Genomic DNA, 14,022 nt, shown 5'->3' on the forward strand with positions numbered 1-14,022 from the left:
GGCGCAGTCGGACGTCGAGACCGCGCACGCCCGTCGGAGGGTGCGCGGGTGCTAGGTCGTCGCGGCGGCCGGGGGCCCACGCAGCACGCGGGAGGTCGCGAGCCGCAGGGAGACCGGGCGTCGCGGGGCGTCGTCGACGCGGGGCACGCCCGAGGGGCGGTGAGGGATCTCGAGGGCGACGACGGAGGCCACGAGCGTCACGAGTCGCACGAGGAGGGCCCGCCCGAGCTGCCGGACCGCCGCCGTGCCGAGGCGGAGCGACGCGATGGTCACGAGACCGGCCACGACGTGCGAGCCGACCATCGAGCCGTCGTGGTCGCCGAGGTCGCCGGGCATGACCATGGCCGCATCGTGCAGGTGCCCGTGACCGCCCGTCGTCGCCGAGGTGGTGGGCGCTGCCATGGCGCCGGCCATCGAGAAGAGGGCGTGCAGCAGGCCTTGCACGGCGCCGACGGCGAGCACGAGGCGGGGCAGGGTGACCCGGCGCCCGCCCAGGCCGAAGCACGCGAGGACGCCGAGCACGAAGACGAGCAGGAACAAGAGGGGCGGCGGGAACGTCCCGCCCCCGGCGGCGTGGGCGGCGGCCGTCACGCACGTGCCGACGCCGGCGGACAGCACGGCGCGCGCCATGCGCTCCTGACGTCCCTGCACCTGCGTCCTCCCGACGATCCCTCTCACGGTAGTGGACGCGTCGGGCGCGACCGGACCGGGCCGGACCGGGCCGGGCCGGGGACGCCGAAGGGCCCCGCCGACTCGGCGGGGCCCTTCGGGCGGAGACGGTGCCGCGGTCAGCGGCGGCCGAGGCGCCGTTCGCCGGCCGCGCCGGTCTGGTACACGAGGCCGTAGTGCTCGAACACGGCGGGCTCGCGGGCGGCCTCGAGCTCGCCGTCGGTCTCGATCGACGGGGCATCCTTGACGAGCTTCTTGGCGAACTGCACCTTGAGGTGCTTCGGGGCGACGACTGCGCCCTGCAACGGCACGAAGACCAGGCGCGAGCGACCGAGCATGCCGGCCGTCACCGTGGCGAAGGCGGGCTGGTCGGCGGCGGTGTCGAAGTAGATGCTCTCGAGCGAGCCGACCTTGTCGCCGTCGGGGTCGACGACGGGCATGCCGATCCAGTCGCGGATGTTCTCGGCTTCGAACATGGGGTGCCTCCTCTGGCGCGGGCCCCGTCCGGGCCCTCGTCGTCGAGGGTAGTGGAGCGCGTCCCTCCGCGCTCAGGCGGGGACGCGCCCTCGCAGGGCCTTCTCGGCGAAGCCCCGGACCTCGTCGGTGAGCCGCAGGCGGTCGGGTCCGTCGACGGCCGCGAGCAGGGCCTCGGCCCGGTCCGGCTCGAGCCCCGTGAAGGCCTCTCCGATCGTCACCCCGTGCGACGGCCGCGACAGCACGGCGACCCCGTCGCCCGCCCGGACGGGCCCCGCCTTCACCACCCGCAGGTAGGTGCCGGGACGGCCCTCGGCGTAGAACCGCTTGACCCACCGGCTCTCGCCCAGGCGTCGGGCGAACGTGCCGCACGGGACGCGTGGCTTGGTGACCTCGAGCACGAGGGTCTCGCCCACGGCCCAGCGTTCGCCGATCACGGCGCCGGTGACGTCGATCCCGGACGTCCGCAGGTTCTCGCCGAACAGCCCGGGCGTCACCTCGCGGCCGAGCAACTCGGCGAAGTGGGAGGCGTCCTCGTCGGCGAAGACGTACACCGCCTGGTCGAGACCGCCGTGATGCTTGCGGTCGGCCTGCACGTCGGCGCGGAGGCCGAGCGGCCGCACGTGCACGGGCCCGTCGACGGGACGCTTGTCGATCGCGGTCACGCCGATCGTGCCCGAGTCGGGCAGCAGGGCGGACACCCGGCAGACGGCCGTGACGGAGCCGGTCGCAGCGGTGACGGAGGCGGGGGCGGCGGTCATGTCCTCCATCGTGGCGGACGACGCGACCGACGGGAAGCGCCGACCCGCGCCTCCTGACCCCGCGTCCCCCCACCGCCCCACGACGGGTGTCACCCGATTGCGGGCTGGCTGCCCATCGGGCAACCTGCCAGGCTCGCCCCGACGAAAGGGATGACATGGTTCACGGCGGCTACGCGGTCATCGACGTCGAGACGACCGGACTCTGGCCCGGGCGTCACCATCGGGTCATTGAGATCGGCATCGTGCACCTCGACGCCCACGGTGAGGTCGAGGCGTCGTTCGAGACCGTCGTCGACCCCTCGCGTGACCTCGGACCCATCCACGTGCACGGACTCCGCAGCGCCGACGTGCGCGGGGCGCCCCGGTTCGAGCACGTCGTCGACGACCTCTGCGACCGCCTGCGCGGGCGAGTCGTCGTCGCGCACAACGCCCGCTTCGAGGCGCAGTTCCTGGCGGCCGAGTTCGCGCGCCTCGGGTTGGTCTCGCCGCTCGGGCCCGACGGTGCGGGCGCCCTCTGCACGATGAAGCTCGCGCCCACCTACCTGCCCGGTGCCGGCCGGACGCTCGCCGACTGCTGCGCGGCCATCGACGTCGACCTCTCCGTCGCCCACGAGTCGCTCGCGGACGCGATCGCGACGGCCCGCCTGGTGTCCGCCTATCTGCGCATGGGTGACGCCCAGTCGGCCTGGTGGCAGGACTGGGGCCGCTACGCCGCCCTGCAGCAGTGGCCGACGGCCGAGACGCCGCGGTCCACCCCGCACCCCCGGTACGCAGGAGGCGCGGGCGGGGCGGACGACGGAGGCCACGGTCCCGGCCGCGCGGCCTGGCGGTCCCGGCGCCGCGTCGCCCGCGTGCCCGAGCTCGCGCCGGTCCCCTCGGCAGGCGCGGTCCTCTCGGCCTCCGGCGCCGTGACGCCGGCCGCTCCTGCGGCGGTGCCCCCGGCGAGTCCCACGGGCGGCACGCACCTCATGGGCCCGGTCGACCTCGACCTCGACCGCGACGTGTACGGCCTGTCCGTCGAGCCGGCGCCCGCCGAACCGCGGTTCCTCGAGCGGGCGACCGAGCTGCTGCCCCAGCTCGACCTCGACCGTCGGCAGAACCAGTACGCCGCGATGCTCGACAAGGCGTTGTCCGACGGCTACCTCTCGACGGACGAGGCCGGCAACCTCGCGACCCTCGCCGCCGAACTCGACCTCGACGAGCCGTCACGGATCGTGTTGCACGACCGCTACTTCGCCTCGCTCGTCTCGACCGTGTGGGCACGCGACGTGCTCTCCGACGACGAGCGTCGGCAGGTGGACGCGGTGGCCGAGATGCTCGGCATCGCCCCGCACCGCCGCGACGCGGCCCTCGTGCCGTCGGTGCTCGAGCGGGCACCCCGGCCGGCGGACGACGACGAGCTCGACGAGTTCGAGGTCATCGAGGGGCTCGACGAGTCCCTCGGCGCACCGTCCGAGCCCCGCACGCCGAGCCTCGCCCGCCCCGACGTCGGTCCGCTGGCACCCGGCGCGCACGTCGCGCTCACGGGATCGCTCAGTCAGGGCCGGGACGCCCTCGCGCGGACGCTCGAGCGGGCCGGACTGGTGGTCTGGCCGGCGGTCACGACCGAGACGTCGCTGGTCGTCGCGGCGGACGTCGCCTGGCCGTCGGGCAAGGTGCGGAAGGCCCTGCGCTACGGCGTCCCCGTGGTCGACGAGACGCAGTTGCCGTTCGTGCTGGCCCGCTCGCGGCGCTCGCGCACCGCGGCCTGACGCTCAGGAGGCACGAGACCGTTCCTAGAGGGCGGGATCGTCCTCGAGATGGTCTTCGGTGTCGAGTGACGGCCACCCGGGTAGCTGGTCGGGTGCTGTCTCGTCGAACGAATTGCGGGGCATCGGTTCCGTCGGATCAGGGTGCATGGGGGCTCCACTCGGGCCGCCTCCGCGAAGTGCGAGAGGAGGGCGACCGGGGTCTGGGGCTGCCGAGTCCCACCGTACGCGCCTCGGAGGGCTGCGCCTAGCCCACCCGTCAGACGGTCAGGCGCTGCGCCACCACGTCGGACGCGACCTCGACCAACGAGAGCCGGTTCGCCCGGGCGTACCGGCGGATGCGTTGGAACGCCTCGTCCATGTCGACGGACTGCGTGTACGACACGACGCCCTTCGCCTGTTCGATCACGATGCGACTGTCGAGGGCGCGCTGCAGCTGATCGCGCGTGGAGTCGATCTCTCGGAGCGCGCGCTCCTGCAGGATGCTGATGGTCGCCACGTCGGCGAGTGCCTGGGCGGCCGTGGCGTCGTCGGGGTTCAGGATGCCGGTCGTGTCACGGAACAGGTTCAACGATCCGAGGGTCTGATCGCGCAGGCGCAGCGGGATGGCGTGCACCGAACCGTAGCCCGAGTCGCGGGCGAGGTCGGCGAAGACCGGCCAGCGGTCGTCGATGTCGCCGAGGTCGGGGACCGAGACGACCGAGCCCGTCGTGTAGGACTCGACGCAGGGACCTTCGCCGGCACGGAGTTGCAGCAGCCCGACGAGCTTGCTGCGTTCGTTGGTCGAGGCGATCACCTCGAGGTCGCCGGTCGAGCCGGCGAGGATGATGCCGGCGTCCGCGGCGTCGAAGAGGGCCGTGGTGCGCTCGACGAGCATCTGCAACACGTCGATGGTGTCGAAGCCGGTCACGAGCGAGTCCGCGAGCGTGACGAACGTCTGCAGGAGCTGGGTCTCTCTCTCGCGGTCGGTCACGGGCGCCAGCCTAAGCCGTGTCGGTGTCGACCGGGGTCCGGCGTCACGAGAAGTCCAGACGACGAAGCACGATCTCGCTGGCGATCTCGCGAAGCGGCCGCCCGCTCGACCAGGCGTGTCCGCGGATGACGAGCAGGGCCTCGTCGACGCCGACGCCGAGCTGCACCATGACGATGCCCGAGGCCTGGTGCACCTCGCGGGTGAAGGTCGTGGGGAAGAGGCTGTCGTCGCCGGCCTCGAGCGCGTCGAGCGCCCGGGTGAGGACGGCCCGACCCGCGATGCAGGCGAGCGTCTCGGCCTGGTCCACCTCGACGTCGGTGAGTTCACGACGGTCGTCGCTGTAGAGGTCCACCGCGCCGAGGTCGAGTCGGCCGTAGGAGAGGGGGAAGGCCGCGACGCTCGCGACGCCGGCCTCGGTCAGGGCGGCGGCGGCGGCGGGCCAGGCCGTCGGTGGGGTCGTGGCGAGGTCGGACTCGACGACGGGACGGTTCGTGCTGTGCGCCTGCCAGCAAGGGCCCTCTCCGAGATCGAACTGGATCTCGTCCCGACGGGCCGAGAGCGGGTCGCTGGCGCAGACGGCGCCGGTGCCGAGAGGGCCTCCGAGGGTGGACATCGCCGCGCCCGAGACACCGAAGGCGTCGAGGAACGGGCGGCAGAGGTCGCCGCCCGGACCGGTCGCCCGGACGAGGGCGGCGGCGGCGGCCCTCACCGCGACGGGCTCAGCCACGTCGGTTCCTGGGCACGTCGGACGACGACGAGGGCGGTGGAGACGGGTGCACGGGTTCCTCCCCTGGGGCCCCGGGGGCCATCGGGTCGACTCTAGTGGGTCGGGCGGGCCTCGGAAGGGGGTTGGATGACGCCATGAGCGACCCCATCGTCACGCCCCGCGGCTTCTCGCACGTCCGGCTCACCGTGACCGACATCCACCGCAGCAAGGCCTTCTACGAACGGCTGTTCGGGATGCCCCCGGGCAGCGACTTCAGCGACCAGATCGACGACCCGACGATCCACGACGACCCGCAGCGCACCTACGGCGGCTGCTCGTTCACGTTCGCTGGCCAGACGCTCGGGCTCCGACCCGTCGCGCCTGCCGGGGACCGCTTCGACCCCGATCGTGTCGGGCTCGATCACCTGAGCTTCTCGGTGGGGTCGGTCGACGAGCTGCACGAGGCCGCCCGGCGCCTGGACGAGTCGGGCGTCGAACACGGCGAGGTGACGCCTCTGCCGGCGTTCGGACTGGTCGTCCTGTCGCTGCAGGACCCCGACGACGTCAACCTCGAGCTCGCCGCACCGCACCCCGACGGCAGGGCGTAGCGTGCGGGCATGACCAACGACAACGGCATCCCCGACGGCTCGACCGACATCACCGAAGACGACAAGAAGTACACGGAAGACCTGGCCGACGGGTCGAAGCAGGGACTCGTCGACGACTCGGAGGAGAGCGACGACAGCGAGGTCTCGGACGGCAAGGACAGCTAGTCGCCAGGGCCTCGGCCCCGAGATGTCACGACATGCCGCTCACGAACGAACGTGAGCGGCATGTCGTGTCTTCTCGGCGGGCCCGCCCTCGAGCCGCTCCCTCTCCGGCCACGGAAGTCAACCCCCTGAGGCGTTCTCACCATGTGCGGCCTCCGTCCCCCGCGAGGGGGAGAGAGTGACAGGTCCGACCCCGATCACGACCGTCACCAGCGGTCGTCGACGATCCGAGAGGCACGACATGAGCGACGACAAGCGCTACGACGGAGACCCGTCCACCCCGGTCTTCGACCGCACCACCGAGGGGCAGCCGCAGCCCGGCGTCGCCTCGGGCCACGACCACCTGCGCCGCGACGACGCGGTGACCGACCTGGGCGACCAGGTCGGGGCGTACGCCGACATCACGGACCCCGATGCCACGGCCAGCGACTTCAGCGCGACGGCGGCCCCGGTCGTCGTCGAGCACCCGGCCCACGAGTCCACGGGCTCCGGCTCGGGCGCGGCCGACACCGCGAAGGCCAAGGCCGGCGCCGCGAAGGACGAGGCGGCAGGTGTCGCGGACGACGCGAAGTCGGCGGCCTCCGACGTCGCCGGCAGCGCCAAGGAGCAGGCCTCGAAGGTCGCCTCCGAGGCCACAGGCCAGGCCAAGCAGCTCTTCGGCCAGGCCACCGGCGAGCTCAAGGAGCAGGCCGGCGCCCAGCAGGAGAAGGCCGCGGCCGGCCTCCGCCAGGTCGGCGAGCAGCTCGGCTCGATGGCCGACTCGGCCGACAGCGGCGTCGCGGGCGAGCTCGTCCGCAACCTGTCCGGTCGCGCCCACGGCGTCGCCGGCTGGCTCGAAGGTCGCGACCCGGGCAGCCTGCTCGACGACGTGAAGTCGTACGCGGCCCGAAAGCCCGGCACCTTCATCGCCATCGCCGCGATCTCGGGCCTGCTCGCCGGACGCGTCGTGAAGTCGCTGACGGCCGAGGCCAAGGACGAGCACGCCGCCACGGCCGAGAACGCAGGAGGCGCGACGAGCCAGCCCGCGCCTCCTGCGTCGTCCACCACGCCGAGCCGTCTCGTCGGTGACGTCGGCCCCGTGGCCGGCGAGTACGACGTCGTCACCGAGGGCGACGTCCCCGGCTTCGGCACGGCCACGCCCGACACCAGCGTGCCCACCACGTGGCCCGGCACCTCGGGGACGCGCGCGTGAGCGACCCGTTCCGCGAGCCCGTGTCGACGCCGCCCGCACCCGAGGAGAAGGCCGCGACGACGTCGCTCGGCGACCTGCTCACGGGCGTGACCGGCGACATCTCGACGCTGTTCCGCCAGGAGGTCGAGCTCGCCAAGGCCGAGCTGACCGAGTCGGCCAAGAAGGCCGGCAAGGGCGCGGGCATGTTCGGCGGGGCCGGGCTCACGGGCCTGTTCGCCCTGCTGTTCGTCTCGTTGGCGGCCATGTGGGGCCTCGGCTCGCTGATCGGCCTCGGCTGGTCGTCGCTGGTCATCGCGGTCGTCTACGCGATCGTCGCCCTCGTGCTGTTCCTGCGCGGGCGGAAGGAACTGAAGAGCATCAAGGGGGCACCGAAGACGGTCGACTCCCTCAAGAAGATCCCCGAGACCATGACGCCTGGAGGCACCGCATGAGCACCACCGACCAGAACGGCAGCAGCCGTACGCCCGACGAGATCCGTGCCGAGATCGAGCGCACCCGCGCCGGGCTCAGCTACGACGTCGACGCACTCGCCGACAAGGTGAACCCGTCCAGCATCGCCCACCGTCAGACCGAGAAGGTGAAGAGCCGCTTCTCGGGCGTCAAGGAGTCCGTCATGGGGGCGGCGCACGACGCGGCCTCCAACACCTCGGGTGCCGGTCACGACGCCGCGGGCAGCGTCTCGGACGCCTCGTCGGCGGCCGTGCGGAAGGCGAAGGGCAACCCGCTCGCCGTCGGCCTGATCGCCTTCGGTGCCGGCTGGCTCGTGTCGTCGCTGATCCCCGCCACGGACAAGGAGAAGGAGCTCGTCTCCGACGCCAAGGACGCGGCGGGCCCGGCGCTCGACTCGGTCAAGGGTGCGGCCCAGGACGTGGCGTCGAACCTGAAGGAACCGGCTCAGGAGGCCTTCGCGTCGGTCAAGGGCACGGCGCAGGACGCCGCCTCGACCGTGAAGGACGACGCCTCGAGCGCCGCGGGCGACGTCAAGGACAGTGCCCAGCAGTCCAAGGAGAACGTGCAGGGGGCCTGACCTCACCCCGCACGCGTCGGCCCGGACGCAGGAAGGCCCGCCCCGACGAGAGTCGGGGCGGGCCTTCCCGTGTGACGGGACGGGTCAGCTCGCGGTAGGACCGTAGTACGACTCGATCTCCTGCAGCTCGAGGTCGGCGGTGGCCTGGATCAGCTCGAGCAGGTCGGCGTCGAGGCCGGGTGAGAACTCCTCGAGGCGCTCGGGGCTGATCGTCGACGGCACGCCCTGCGGGGCCTGCTCGGTCGCGGTCAGCTCGGTGCCGTCGTTCGAGGGCGACGGGCCGCGGAAGATCTTGCTCGCCTCGCTCTTGCCGTCGAGATCGAAGCTGTACTGCTTGCTCTGCAGACCGAGGTCGAGCAGCTTCTTCACCTCGGGGAACTTCTCGGCGTTGGTCTTCGGGATCGGCAGCAGCTTGTTCCAGTTCACCCCGAGCGACTCGAGCGCCTTGGCGTAGGCGTTCTCGTGTGCCTGGTCGCGGACGATCAGGTACGCGAGGGTGCTGCGGGCGACCGCGTTGTCGGTCATCTCGTAGATGCGGCACTTCTGCAGACGCCCGGTCGACTCGAGCATGACGTTGTAGAGGAGGTCGAGCGGCAGGTTGCCGGAGTTGTAGACGTAGCTGCCGCTCCACGGGTTGCCGACCGAGTCGACCGGCAGGGCACCTTGGGCGCCCACGAGGTAGTGGTGGATGTTGCCCGTGTCGAGCGCGATGTTCAGCGGGGTCGCTCCACCGGCACCGGGGGTGTCGAGCGGGTCGGTCAGCTTGCCGGTGTACTCGGGGCTGCCGTCGAGCAGACGCGAGATGGTCGTGCCGATCAGCTCGACGTGGCTGATCTCCTCCGTGCCGACGCCCTGGATCAGGTCGCGGTAGGGCTTGGCCGACGGGCCCCGGAAGTTCATGGCCTGGAAGAGGTACTGCATCATGGTGCGCATCTCGCCGAACTGGCCGCCGAGCCCCTCTTGCAGGGCGTTGGCGGCGGCGGGGTCGGGCTCGCCGTCGGCGATCTCGTTGATCCAGGTCTGTGCGTGGAAGTACATGGAGCCTCCTCGGTGTTCTGGCGACGCGTTGCCGTCGACCTCAGGCTGCGCCCTCTTCGGGGGGCACGGTCGTGGGCGGGCCACCTTGCCAGGTGACATGTACCCCTCTGTCTGCACCCGCGCCTCCTCGGCGGTGTCGGCCCTCGGCGCGCCCGACGCGTCAGGATGGTCGGATGCCCTCGTCACCCCGCGCCCGTCTCGTGCGTCGCTCGGCCGCCACGGCCACGAAGAGCGACACCCCGCCCAGCCCGATGCAGCGCCCCGGCGCCTTCCGGTTCGGCCTCATCGCGACGCTCGGCGGCGGGCTCGGCGTCGGCATCATCGTCGCCCTCATGGCCCTGTCGACGATCATCGTCTACATCGGCCTGGCGTTCTTCCTCGCACTCGCCTTCGAGCCGGTCGTCCGACGCCTCGCACGCGCCGGCGCCCCACGCTGGGTCGGCGTGATCGTCGCCGTCGTGCTGGTGGTCGGGATCGTCGTGGGCATCGTCGCGGCCGTGGTACCCGCGCTGATCGAGCAGATCGGGCACGTCGTGCAGACCGCGCCCGGCGCCCTGCAGGACCTGTCACGTCAACCGTGGGTGCAGCAGGCCGTCGAGACCGTCGGGTTCGACGTCGACGTCGACGACGCGGTCGGGGCCGTCACGTCGTACCTGCTCGACCCCGACCAGCTGCTCGCCCTCGGTGGCGGACTGCTCGCCGTCGGTCAGGGCATCACCAACGCCGTCACCGCGGTGATCGTCGTCGCGATCCTCACCCTCTACTTCGCGATCACGCTGCCCCAGATGCTGCGTTCGCTCAGCCGCGCCGTGCCGCGCAGCCACCGCGAGAACGTCATGAGCATCTCGGACGAGATCTTCCTGTCGGTCGGCCGCTACGTCGCCGGGCAGGTGGCGCTCGCCGCGGTCAACGCCGTGTTCGTCTTCGTCGTCCTGACGATCGCCGGCGGGCCGGTGCCGGTGCTCTTCGCGACCCTCGCCTTCCTCGGGGCACTGATCCCCGTGGTCGGCACCGTCGTGGCCTACGCGATCATCATCGCCGCCACGATCACCGTCTCACCGGTCACCGCGGTCGTCGTCGGCATCGTGCTGCTCGTCTACGCGCAGGTCGAGGCCTACGTGTTGACTCCGAGGGTGATGTCGAAGGCCGTGGCCGTGCCGGGGGCCCTCGTCATCGTGGCGGCGTTCGGCGGCGGGGCACTGGGCGGCGTCCTGGGCGCCCTCGTCGCGATCCCGATCGCGACGGCCGGGGTGGTCGTCTTCGAACGTGTCGTCGTCCCGAGGCAGCAGCGGGTCTAGGCAGCCGCGGGGTCTGGGCAGACGCACGGCACGGCGCTACCGTGGCCGGCATGAGTGCCGAACGAGTCGACGTCGTCCTGTCCGACCGAGCCACCCTGGCCGCCGTCCGGTGGCCGGGCGACGGGCCGACGGTCGTCCTGCTGCACGCCGGGGTCGCGGACCGACGGAGCTGGACGGCCGTGGGCGACGCACTCGCGGCCGACGGTCTCGATCTCGTCGCCTACGACCGCCGAGGGTTCGGCGAGAGCCCGGCCGCGCCCGACGGCAGCCCGGCCACCCATCTCGGCGACCTCGTCGAGGTGCTCGACCGGCTGGACGTCGAGCGGGCGTTCCTCGTCGGCAACTCGATGGGCGGTGCGCTCGCCCTCGACCTGGCCGTGACCGCACCCGAGCGCGTGGCGGGTGTCCTGCTGATCGGCGCAGCGGTCAGCGGCATGACGGACGAGGACACGCCCTTCGACTGGACGCCCGACCCGGCGTCGGGTCCCGTGATGGAGGAGCTCGACGAGGCGTCCGGCATCGGCGACGTCGACGCGCAGGTCCGCCTGCTGGCCCGCCTCTGGCTCGACGGGCCCGCAGCGGAGGCCGGGCGGGTCACGGGTGCCCCCCGTGAACTGTTCGAGCGGATGAACGCTCGCATCCTCGAGGTCGCCGCGCCGGACGGGGCCGGTGACGCCGGGCTCGACACCTGGAGTCGACTCGACAGCGTGACGGCGCCGGTCCTGGCGACCTGGGGCGCGCTCGACATCCCCGCCGACGAGCCGTTCTACGTCGAGACGGCCCGGCGCCTCGGGCAGGGGCCGGGTCGGGTGTTGCCCGACGTCGCGCACCTGCCGGGACTCGAGCGACCCGGTCTGGTGGCCGACCTCGTCCGCGAGGTGGTCGGCGGCGCCGGGAACTGAGCCGCGCCTCCTGGTCGTCAGACCGCAGGGCCGCCCGGCACGCGAGGGGCCGACGGGTCGACGGGGCCGGCCGGGTCGTCGTCGCCGGCGAGCAGCAGGTCGATGCGGAGCTCGCGCTCACGTGTGTAGACCGTCAACGCCCGGATGACCCAGAGCAGGGTGCGGATGAGGAGCACCCCCAGCGTGACGGCCAGGGCGAACACGACCACGAAGAAGACGGGGTAGAGGACACCGACGAGGGAGAAGCCGTTGGAGAACATCCCTCGACGCTAGGTCACGACCGCGGCCGGGGGCTCCACCTCGCGATGGAGCCCCGGGACTCACTCCTCGGCGTCGGCCGGGCTCTCGTCCGCCTGCGCGGTCTCGTCCATGCGGTCGCGGAGGTGGTCGGCCATCGAGGCCGCCCCTTCGTCGCCGTGGTCGGCCTCGACCTGTTCGATCAGGCCGCTCAGCTTCTCGTGGTCGGTGGCCTCGGTGGCGCCGTCCATGACGGGTTCGGTCTGCTTCTCGTCGCTCATGGACCGGACGCTACGCCCCGGGGGTCCGCGCCGACCGGACCCGCGCCTCCTGCCGTGACCGACGACTCGGCACGGACGTCGGGGGTAGCATGCGCGGCCCGCGACGGGTGGGGTACGCAGGGGCCGGGCATCGGCTGGCAGGCCCGCGCGTGTCGCCCCGCACGTGCCTGGGATGGACCTCTGCCCCACCGGAACGAGGACCACATGAGCACCACGACGCGCACCGCACCCACCCGCACCGACCGCACCGACCGCACCGACCGCACCGACGACATCATCCGTGCCGCCGCCGACCTCTTCGGTTGGACCGACCTTCACCCCGCCCAGCTCGAGGCCCTGGAGGCGGTGGTCGCCGGACGGGACACCCTCGCGGTCATGCCCACCGGCTTCGGCAAGTCTGCGATCTACCAGGTGGCCGGCGCGGTGCTCGACGGGCCGACGGTCGTCGTCTCGCCCCTCATCGCGTTGCAGGCGGACCAGGTCGCCGGCCTCGTGGGCCGACCCGACGCCCCGCCGGCCGTCGCGATCAACTCGGGCCACACCGACGCCGAGAACGAGGAGGGGTGGAGCCGTCTCGCCGCCGGAGAGGTCACCTACGTCTTCCTCGCCCCCGAGCAGTTGGCGCGGGACGACACCGTCGACCGCCTGCGCGACGCCGGGGTCGCCCTCGTCGTCGTCGACGAGGCGCACTGCGTGTCGTCGTGGGGCCACGACTTCCGGCCCGACTACCTGCACCTCGGCGAGGTCGTCGAGCGCCTGGGCGGCCCGACCGTGCTGGCGTTGACGGCGACCGGGTCGGGCCCGGTGCGCGACGAGATCGTCGAGCGCCTGCGCCTCGACGACCCGCTCGTGCTGAGCCACGGCTTCGACCGACCCAACCTCGCCCTCGAGGTCGTGCGGCACGAGGACGACGACGAGAAGGCCCGCGCCGTGGTCGAGCAGGTGGCGGCCTCGACCACGCCGGGCATCGTCTACGTGGCCACCCGCAAGGCGACCGAGCACTACGCCGCGGCCATCGCCGAGCGCTGCCCCGACCGCACCGTCGTGGGCTACCACGGCGGTCAACGGTCGGCCGAGCGGGGAGAGCTGCACGAGCGGTTCCACGCGGGCCAGGTCGACGTGGTCGTGGCGACGAGCGCGTTCGGCATGGGCATCGACAAGCCCGACGTCCGGTTCGTCGTGCACGCCGACGTGCCCGACTCGCTCGACTCGTACTACCAGGAGATCGGTCGGGCCGGGCGGGACGGCGACCCCGCCACCGCGACCCTGCACTACCGGCCCGAGGACCTGTCGCTGCGGTCGTTCTTCGCCTCGGGACTGCCCGGGCGCGCGGACCTGCGGGGCGTCTTCACCGCGCTGTCGGCGGCCGGTCGGCCGGTCCGGCGGTCGGAGGTGTCGGACCAGCTGGCACTCGGTGCCCGGACGGTCTCGCGCCTCGTCGACCTGCTGCTCGAGGGCGGCGCCCTGTCCGAGTCGTCGAAGGGGTTCGAGCCGGTCGACGGGTTCGACGCCCGGAGCGCGGCCGAGGCGGCGCGCGGGGTCGCCGAGACGCGCGACCGGGTCGAGCGCTCGCGCATCGAGATGATGCGCACCTTCGCCGAGGCTCCCGGCTGCCGACGGCACTTCCTGCTCGGCTACTTCGGCGAGGAGTCGCCCGAGCGCTGCGGCAACTGCGACGGCTGCCGGGCCGCCGAGAAGGCGGGAGACCCCGAGGAGGCGCACCAGGGCGGGCAGGACGACGTCACCGACACCGCGCCTCCCGCGTTCGCTACCGACGCCCGCGTCGTGCACGCGACCTGGGGTGAGGGCACCGTCATGAGCACGGACTCCGACCGCATGACGGTGTTCTTCGAGAGCGAGGGCTACAAGGTGCTGGCCGTCGCCGACGTGCTCGCGCACGAGTTGCTGACGCCGGCCTGACCCGTCCGGCGGGACCGGTCGTCTGG

Annotated in this window: 17 protein-coding genes; 9 read left to right on the forward strand and 8 right to left on the reverse strand. The window is 72.6% G+C overall.

Annotation, left to right across the window (positions count from 1 at the left end; genetic code table 11):
• Positions 1–51: 51 nt before the first annotated feature.
• The 3 genes from BIV04_RS05330 to BIV04_RS05340 form a co-directional block, all read right to left on the reverse strand.
• A complete protein-coding gene (locus tag BIV04_RS05330) occupies positions 52–630 on the reverse strand; it encodes a hypothetical protein (protein ID WP_083396177.1) in 579 nt (192 codons plus the stop codon).
• A gap of 158 nt (positions 631–788) precedes the next feature.
• Complete coding sequence (locus BIV04_RS05335) at positions 789–1,145, reverse strand: PRC-barrel domain-containing protein (protein ID WP_055970943.1); 357 nt, start codon at positions 1,143–1,145, stop codon at positions 789–791.
• 72 nt (positions 1,146–1,217) lie between these two features.
• Positions 1,218–1,904, reverse strand: a complete 687-nt coding sequence (locus tag BIV04_RS05340) for an MOSC domain-containing protein (protein WP_071255296.1) — start codon at positions 1,902–1,904, stop codon at positions 1,218–1,220.
• Between the two features lie 155 nt (positions 1,905–2,059).
• Between BIV04_RS05340 and BIV04_RS05345 the strand changes: the two genes are divergently transcribed.
• Positions 2,060–3,655: a 3'-5' exonuclease gene (locus BIV04_RS05345; RefSeq protein ID WP_071254993.1), complete on the forward strand. Its 1,596-nt coding sequence runs from the start codon at positions 2,060–2,062 to the stop codon at positions 3,653–3,655.
• Positions 3,656–3,911: 256 nt separating this feature from the next.
• Here BIV04_RS05345 and BIV04_RS05350 read toward each other — a convergent pair whose 3' ends face one another.
• Together BIV04_RS05350 and BIV04_RS05355 are read right to left on the reverse strand one after the other, a co-directional pair.
• Positions 3,912–4,625: a GAF and ANTAR domain-containing protein gene (locus BIV04_RS05350; protein ID WP_071254994.1), complete on the reverse strand. Its 714-nt coding sequence runs from the start codon at positions 4,623–4,625 to the stop codon at positions 3,912–3,914.
• A 43-nt stretch (positions 4,626–4,668) separates the two neighbouring features.
• Positions 4,669–5,352: a GAF and ANTAR domain-containing protein gene (locus BIV04_RS05355; protein WP_255364165.1), complete on the reverse strand. Its 684-nt coding sequence runs from the start codon at positions 5,350–5,352 to the stop codon at positions 4,669–4,671.
• A 134-nt stretch (positions 5,353–5,486) separates the two neighbouring features.
• On the opposite strand from BIV04_RS05355, the gene BIV04_RS05360 reads away from it, so the two are divergent.
• From BIV04_RS05360 to BIV04_RS05375, 5 genes are all read left to right on the forward strand, one after another.
• Positions 5,487–5,939, forward strand: a complete 453-nt coding sequence (locus BIV04_RS05360) for a VOC family protein (protein WP_071254995.1) — start codon at positions 5,487–5,489, stop codon at positions 5,937–5,939.
• Positions 5,940–5,948: 9 nt separating this feature from the next.
• Entirely contained in the window at positions 5,949–6,104 is a 156-nt protein-coding gene (locus tag BIV04_RS17070) for a hypothetical protein (protein ID WP_157485592.1), read from the forward strand.
• A 238-nt stretch (positions 6,105–6,342) separates the two neighbouring features.
• A complete protein-coding gene (locus tag BIV04_RS05365) occupies positions 6,343–7,293 on the forward strand; it encodes a hypothetical protein (protein ID WP_071254997.1) in 951 nt (316 codons plus the stop codon).
• Positions 7,290–7,724 (forward strand): phage holin family protein, encoded by a 435-nt coding sequence (locus tag BIV04_RS05370; protein WP_255364166.1) that lies wholly within the window; start codon positions 7,290–7,292, stop codon positions 7,722–7,724. Before BIV04_RS05365 ends, BIV04_RS05370 begins: the two co-directional genes overlap by 4 nt.
• The gene (locus BIV04_RS05375; protein WP_071254998.1) at positions 7,721–8,320 is read left to right on the forward strand and encodes a DUF3618 domain-containing protein; all 600 of its coding nucleotides are present in this window, start codon (positions 7,721–7,723) and stop codon (positions 8,318–8,320) included. Before BIV04_RS05370 ends, BIV04_RS05375 begins: the two co-directional genes overlap by 4 nt.
• 84 nt (positions 8,321–8,404) lie before the next feature.
• Here the strand turns inward: BIV04_RS05375 and BIV04_RS05380 are convergent, their stop codons facing one another.
• Positions 8,405–9,358, reverse strand: a complete 954-nt coding sequence (locus tag BIV04_RS05380) for a manganese catalase family protein (RefSeq protein WP_054146268.1) — start codon at positions 9,356–9,358, stop codon at positions 8,405–8,407.
• 173 nt (positions 9,359–9,531) lie between these two features.
• Here BIV04_RS05380 and BIV04_RS05385 point away from each other — a divergent pair, with 173 nt between their 5' ends.
• Both BIV04_RS05385 and BIV04_RS05390 read left to right on the forward strand, forming a co-directional pair.
• Positions 9,532–10,656 (forward strand): AI-2E family transporter, encoded by a 1,125-nt coding sequence (locus BIV04_RS05385; RefSeq protein WP_083396178.1) that lies wholly within the window; start codon positions 9,532–9,534, stop codon positions 10,654–10,656.
• 50 nt (positions 10,657–10,706) lie between these two features.
• Positions 10,707–11,558, forward strand: coding sequence for an alpha/beta fold hydrolase (locus BIV04_RS05390; RefSeq protein WP_071255000.1), 852 nt, complete (start codon positions 10,707–10,709; stop codon positions 11,556–11,558).
• 17 nt (positions 11,559–11,575) lie between these two features.
• Here BIV04_RS05390 and BIV04_RS05395 read toward each other — a convergent pair whose 3' ends face one another.
• On the reverse strand, positions 11,576–11,818 hold the full coding sequence (locus BIV04_RS05395; RefSeq protein WP_071255002.1) for a hypothetical protein: 243 nt from the start codon (positions 11,816–11,818) through the stop codon (positions 11,576–11,578).
• A 60-nt stretch (positions 11,819–11,878) separates the two neighbouring features.
• Positions 11,879–12,076: a hypothetical protein gene (locus BIV04_RS05400; RefSeq protein WP_054146271.1), complete on the reverse strand. Its 198-nt coding sequence runs from the start codon at positions 12,074–12,076 to the stop codon at positions 11,879–11,881.
• Positions 12,077–12,280: 204 nt separating this feature from the next.
• On the opposite strand from BIV04_RS05400, the gene BIV04_RS05405 reads away from it, so the two are divergent.
• A complete protein-coding gene (locus BIV04_RS05405) occupies positions 12,281–13,996 on the forward strand; it encodes an ATP-dependent DNA helicase RecQ (protein ID WP_083396179.1) in 1,716 nt (571 codons plus the stop codon).
• Positions 13,997–14,022 lie beyond the last annotated feature (26 nt).

The organism is Frigoribacterium sp. MCBA15_019, from assembly GCF_001864945.1.
In the GTDB taxonomy this organism is placed as follows: Bacteria; Actinomycetota; Actinomycetes; order Actinomycetales; family Microbacteriaceae; genus Frigoribacterium.

Excerpts from the sequence above, each read along its gene's own strand:
- BIV04_RS05330 (WP_083396177.1), bottom strand. The coding sequence starts at position 630 with ATGGCGCGCGCCGTGCTGTCCGCCGGCGTCGGCACGTGCGTGACGGCC.
- BIV04_RS05335 (WP_055970943.1), bottom strand. The coding sequence starts at position 1,145 with ATGTTCGAAGCCGAGAACATCCGCGACTGGATCGGCATGCCCGTCGTC.
- BIV04_RS05340 (WP_071255296.1), bottom strand. The coding sequence starts at position 1,904 with ATGACCGCCGCCCCCGCCTCCGTCACCGCTGCGACCGGCTCCGTCACG.
- BIV04_RS05345 (WP_071254993.1), top strand. The coding sequence starts at position 2,060 with ATGGTTCACGGCGGCTACGCGGTCATCGACGTCGAGACGACCGGACTC.
- BIV04_RS05360 (WP_071254995.1), top strand. The coding sequence starts at position 5,487 with ATGAGCGACCCCATCGTCACGCCCCGCGGCTTCTCGCACGTCCGGCTC.
- BIV04_RS17070 (WP_157485592.1), top strand. The coding sequence starts at position 5,949 with ATGACCAACGACAACGGCATCCCCGACGGCTCGACCGACATCACCGAA.
- BIV04_RS05365 (WP_071254997.1), top strand. The coding sequence starts at position 6,343 with ATGAGCGACGACAAGCGCTACGACGGAGACCCGTCCACCCCGGTCTTC.
- BIV04_RS05375 (WP_071254998.1), top strand. The coding sequence starts at position 7,721 with ATGAGCACCACCGACCAGAACGGCAGCAGCCGTACGCCCGACGAGATC.
- BIV04_RS05380 (WP_054146268.1), bottom strand. The coding sequence starts at position 9,358 with ATGTACTTCCACGCACAGACCTGGATCAACGAGATCGCCGACGGCGAG.
- BIV04_RS05385 (WP_083396178.1), top strand. The coding sequence starts at position 9,532 with ATGCCCTCGTCACCCCGCGCCCGTCTCGTGCGTCGCTCGGCCGCCACG.
- BIV04_RS05390 (WP_071255000.1), top strand. The coding sequence starts at position 10,707 with ATGAGTGCCGAACGAGTCGACGTCGTCCTGTCCGACCGAGCCACCCTG.
- BIV04_RS05395 (WP_071255002.1), bottom strand. The coding sequence starts at position 11,818 with ATGTTCTCCAACGGCTTCTCCCTCGTCGGTGTCCTCTACCCCGTCTTC.
- BIV04_RS05400 (WP_054146271.1), bottom strand. The coding sequence starts at position 12,076 with ATGAGCGACGAGAAGCAGACCGAACCCGTCATGGACGGCGCCACCGAG.
- BIV04_RS05405 (WP_083396179.1), top strand. The coding sequence starts at position 12,281 with ATGAGCACCACGACGCGCACCGCACCCACCCGCACCGACCGCACCGAC.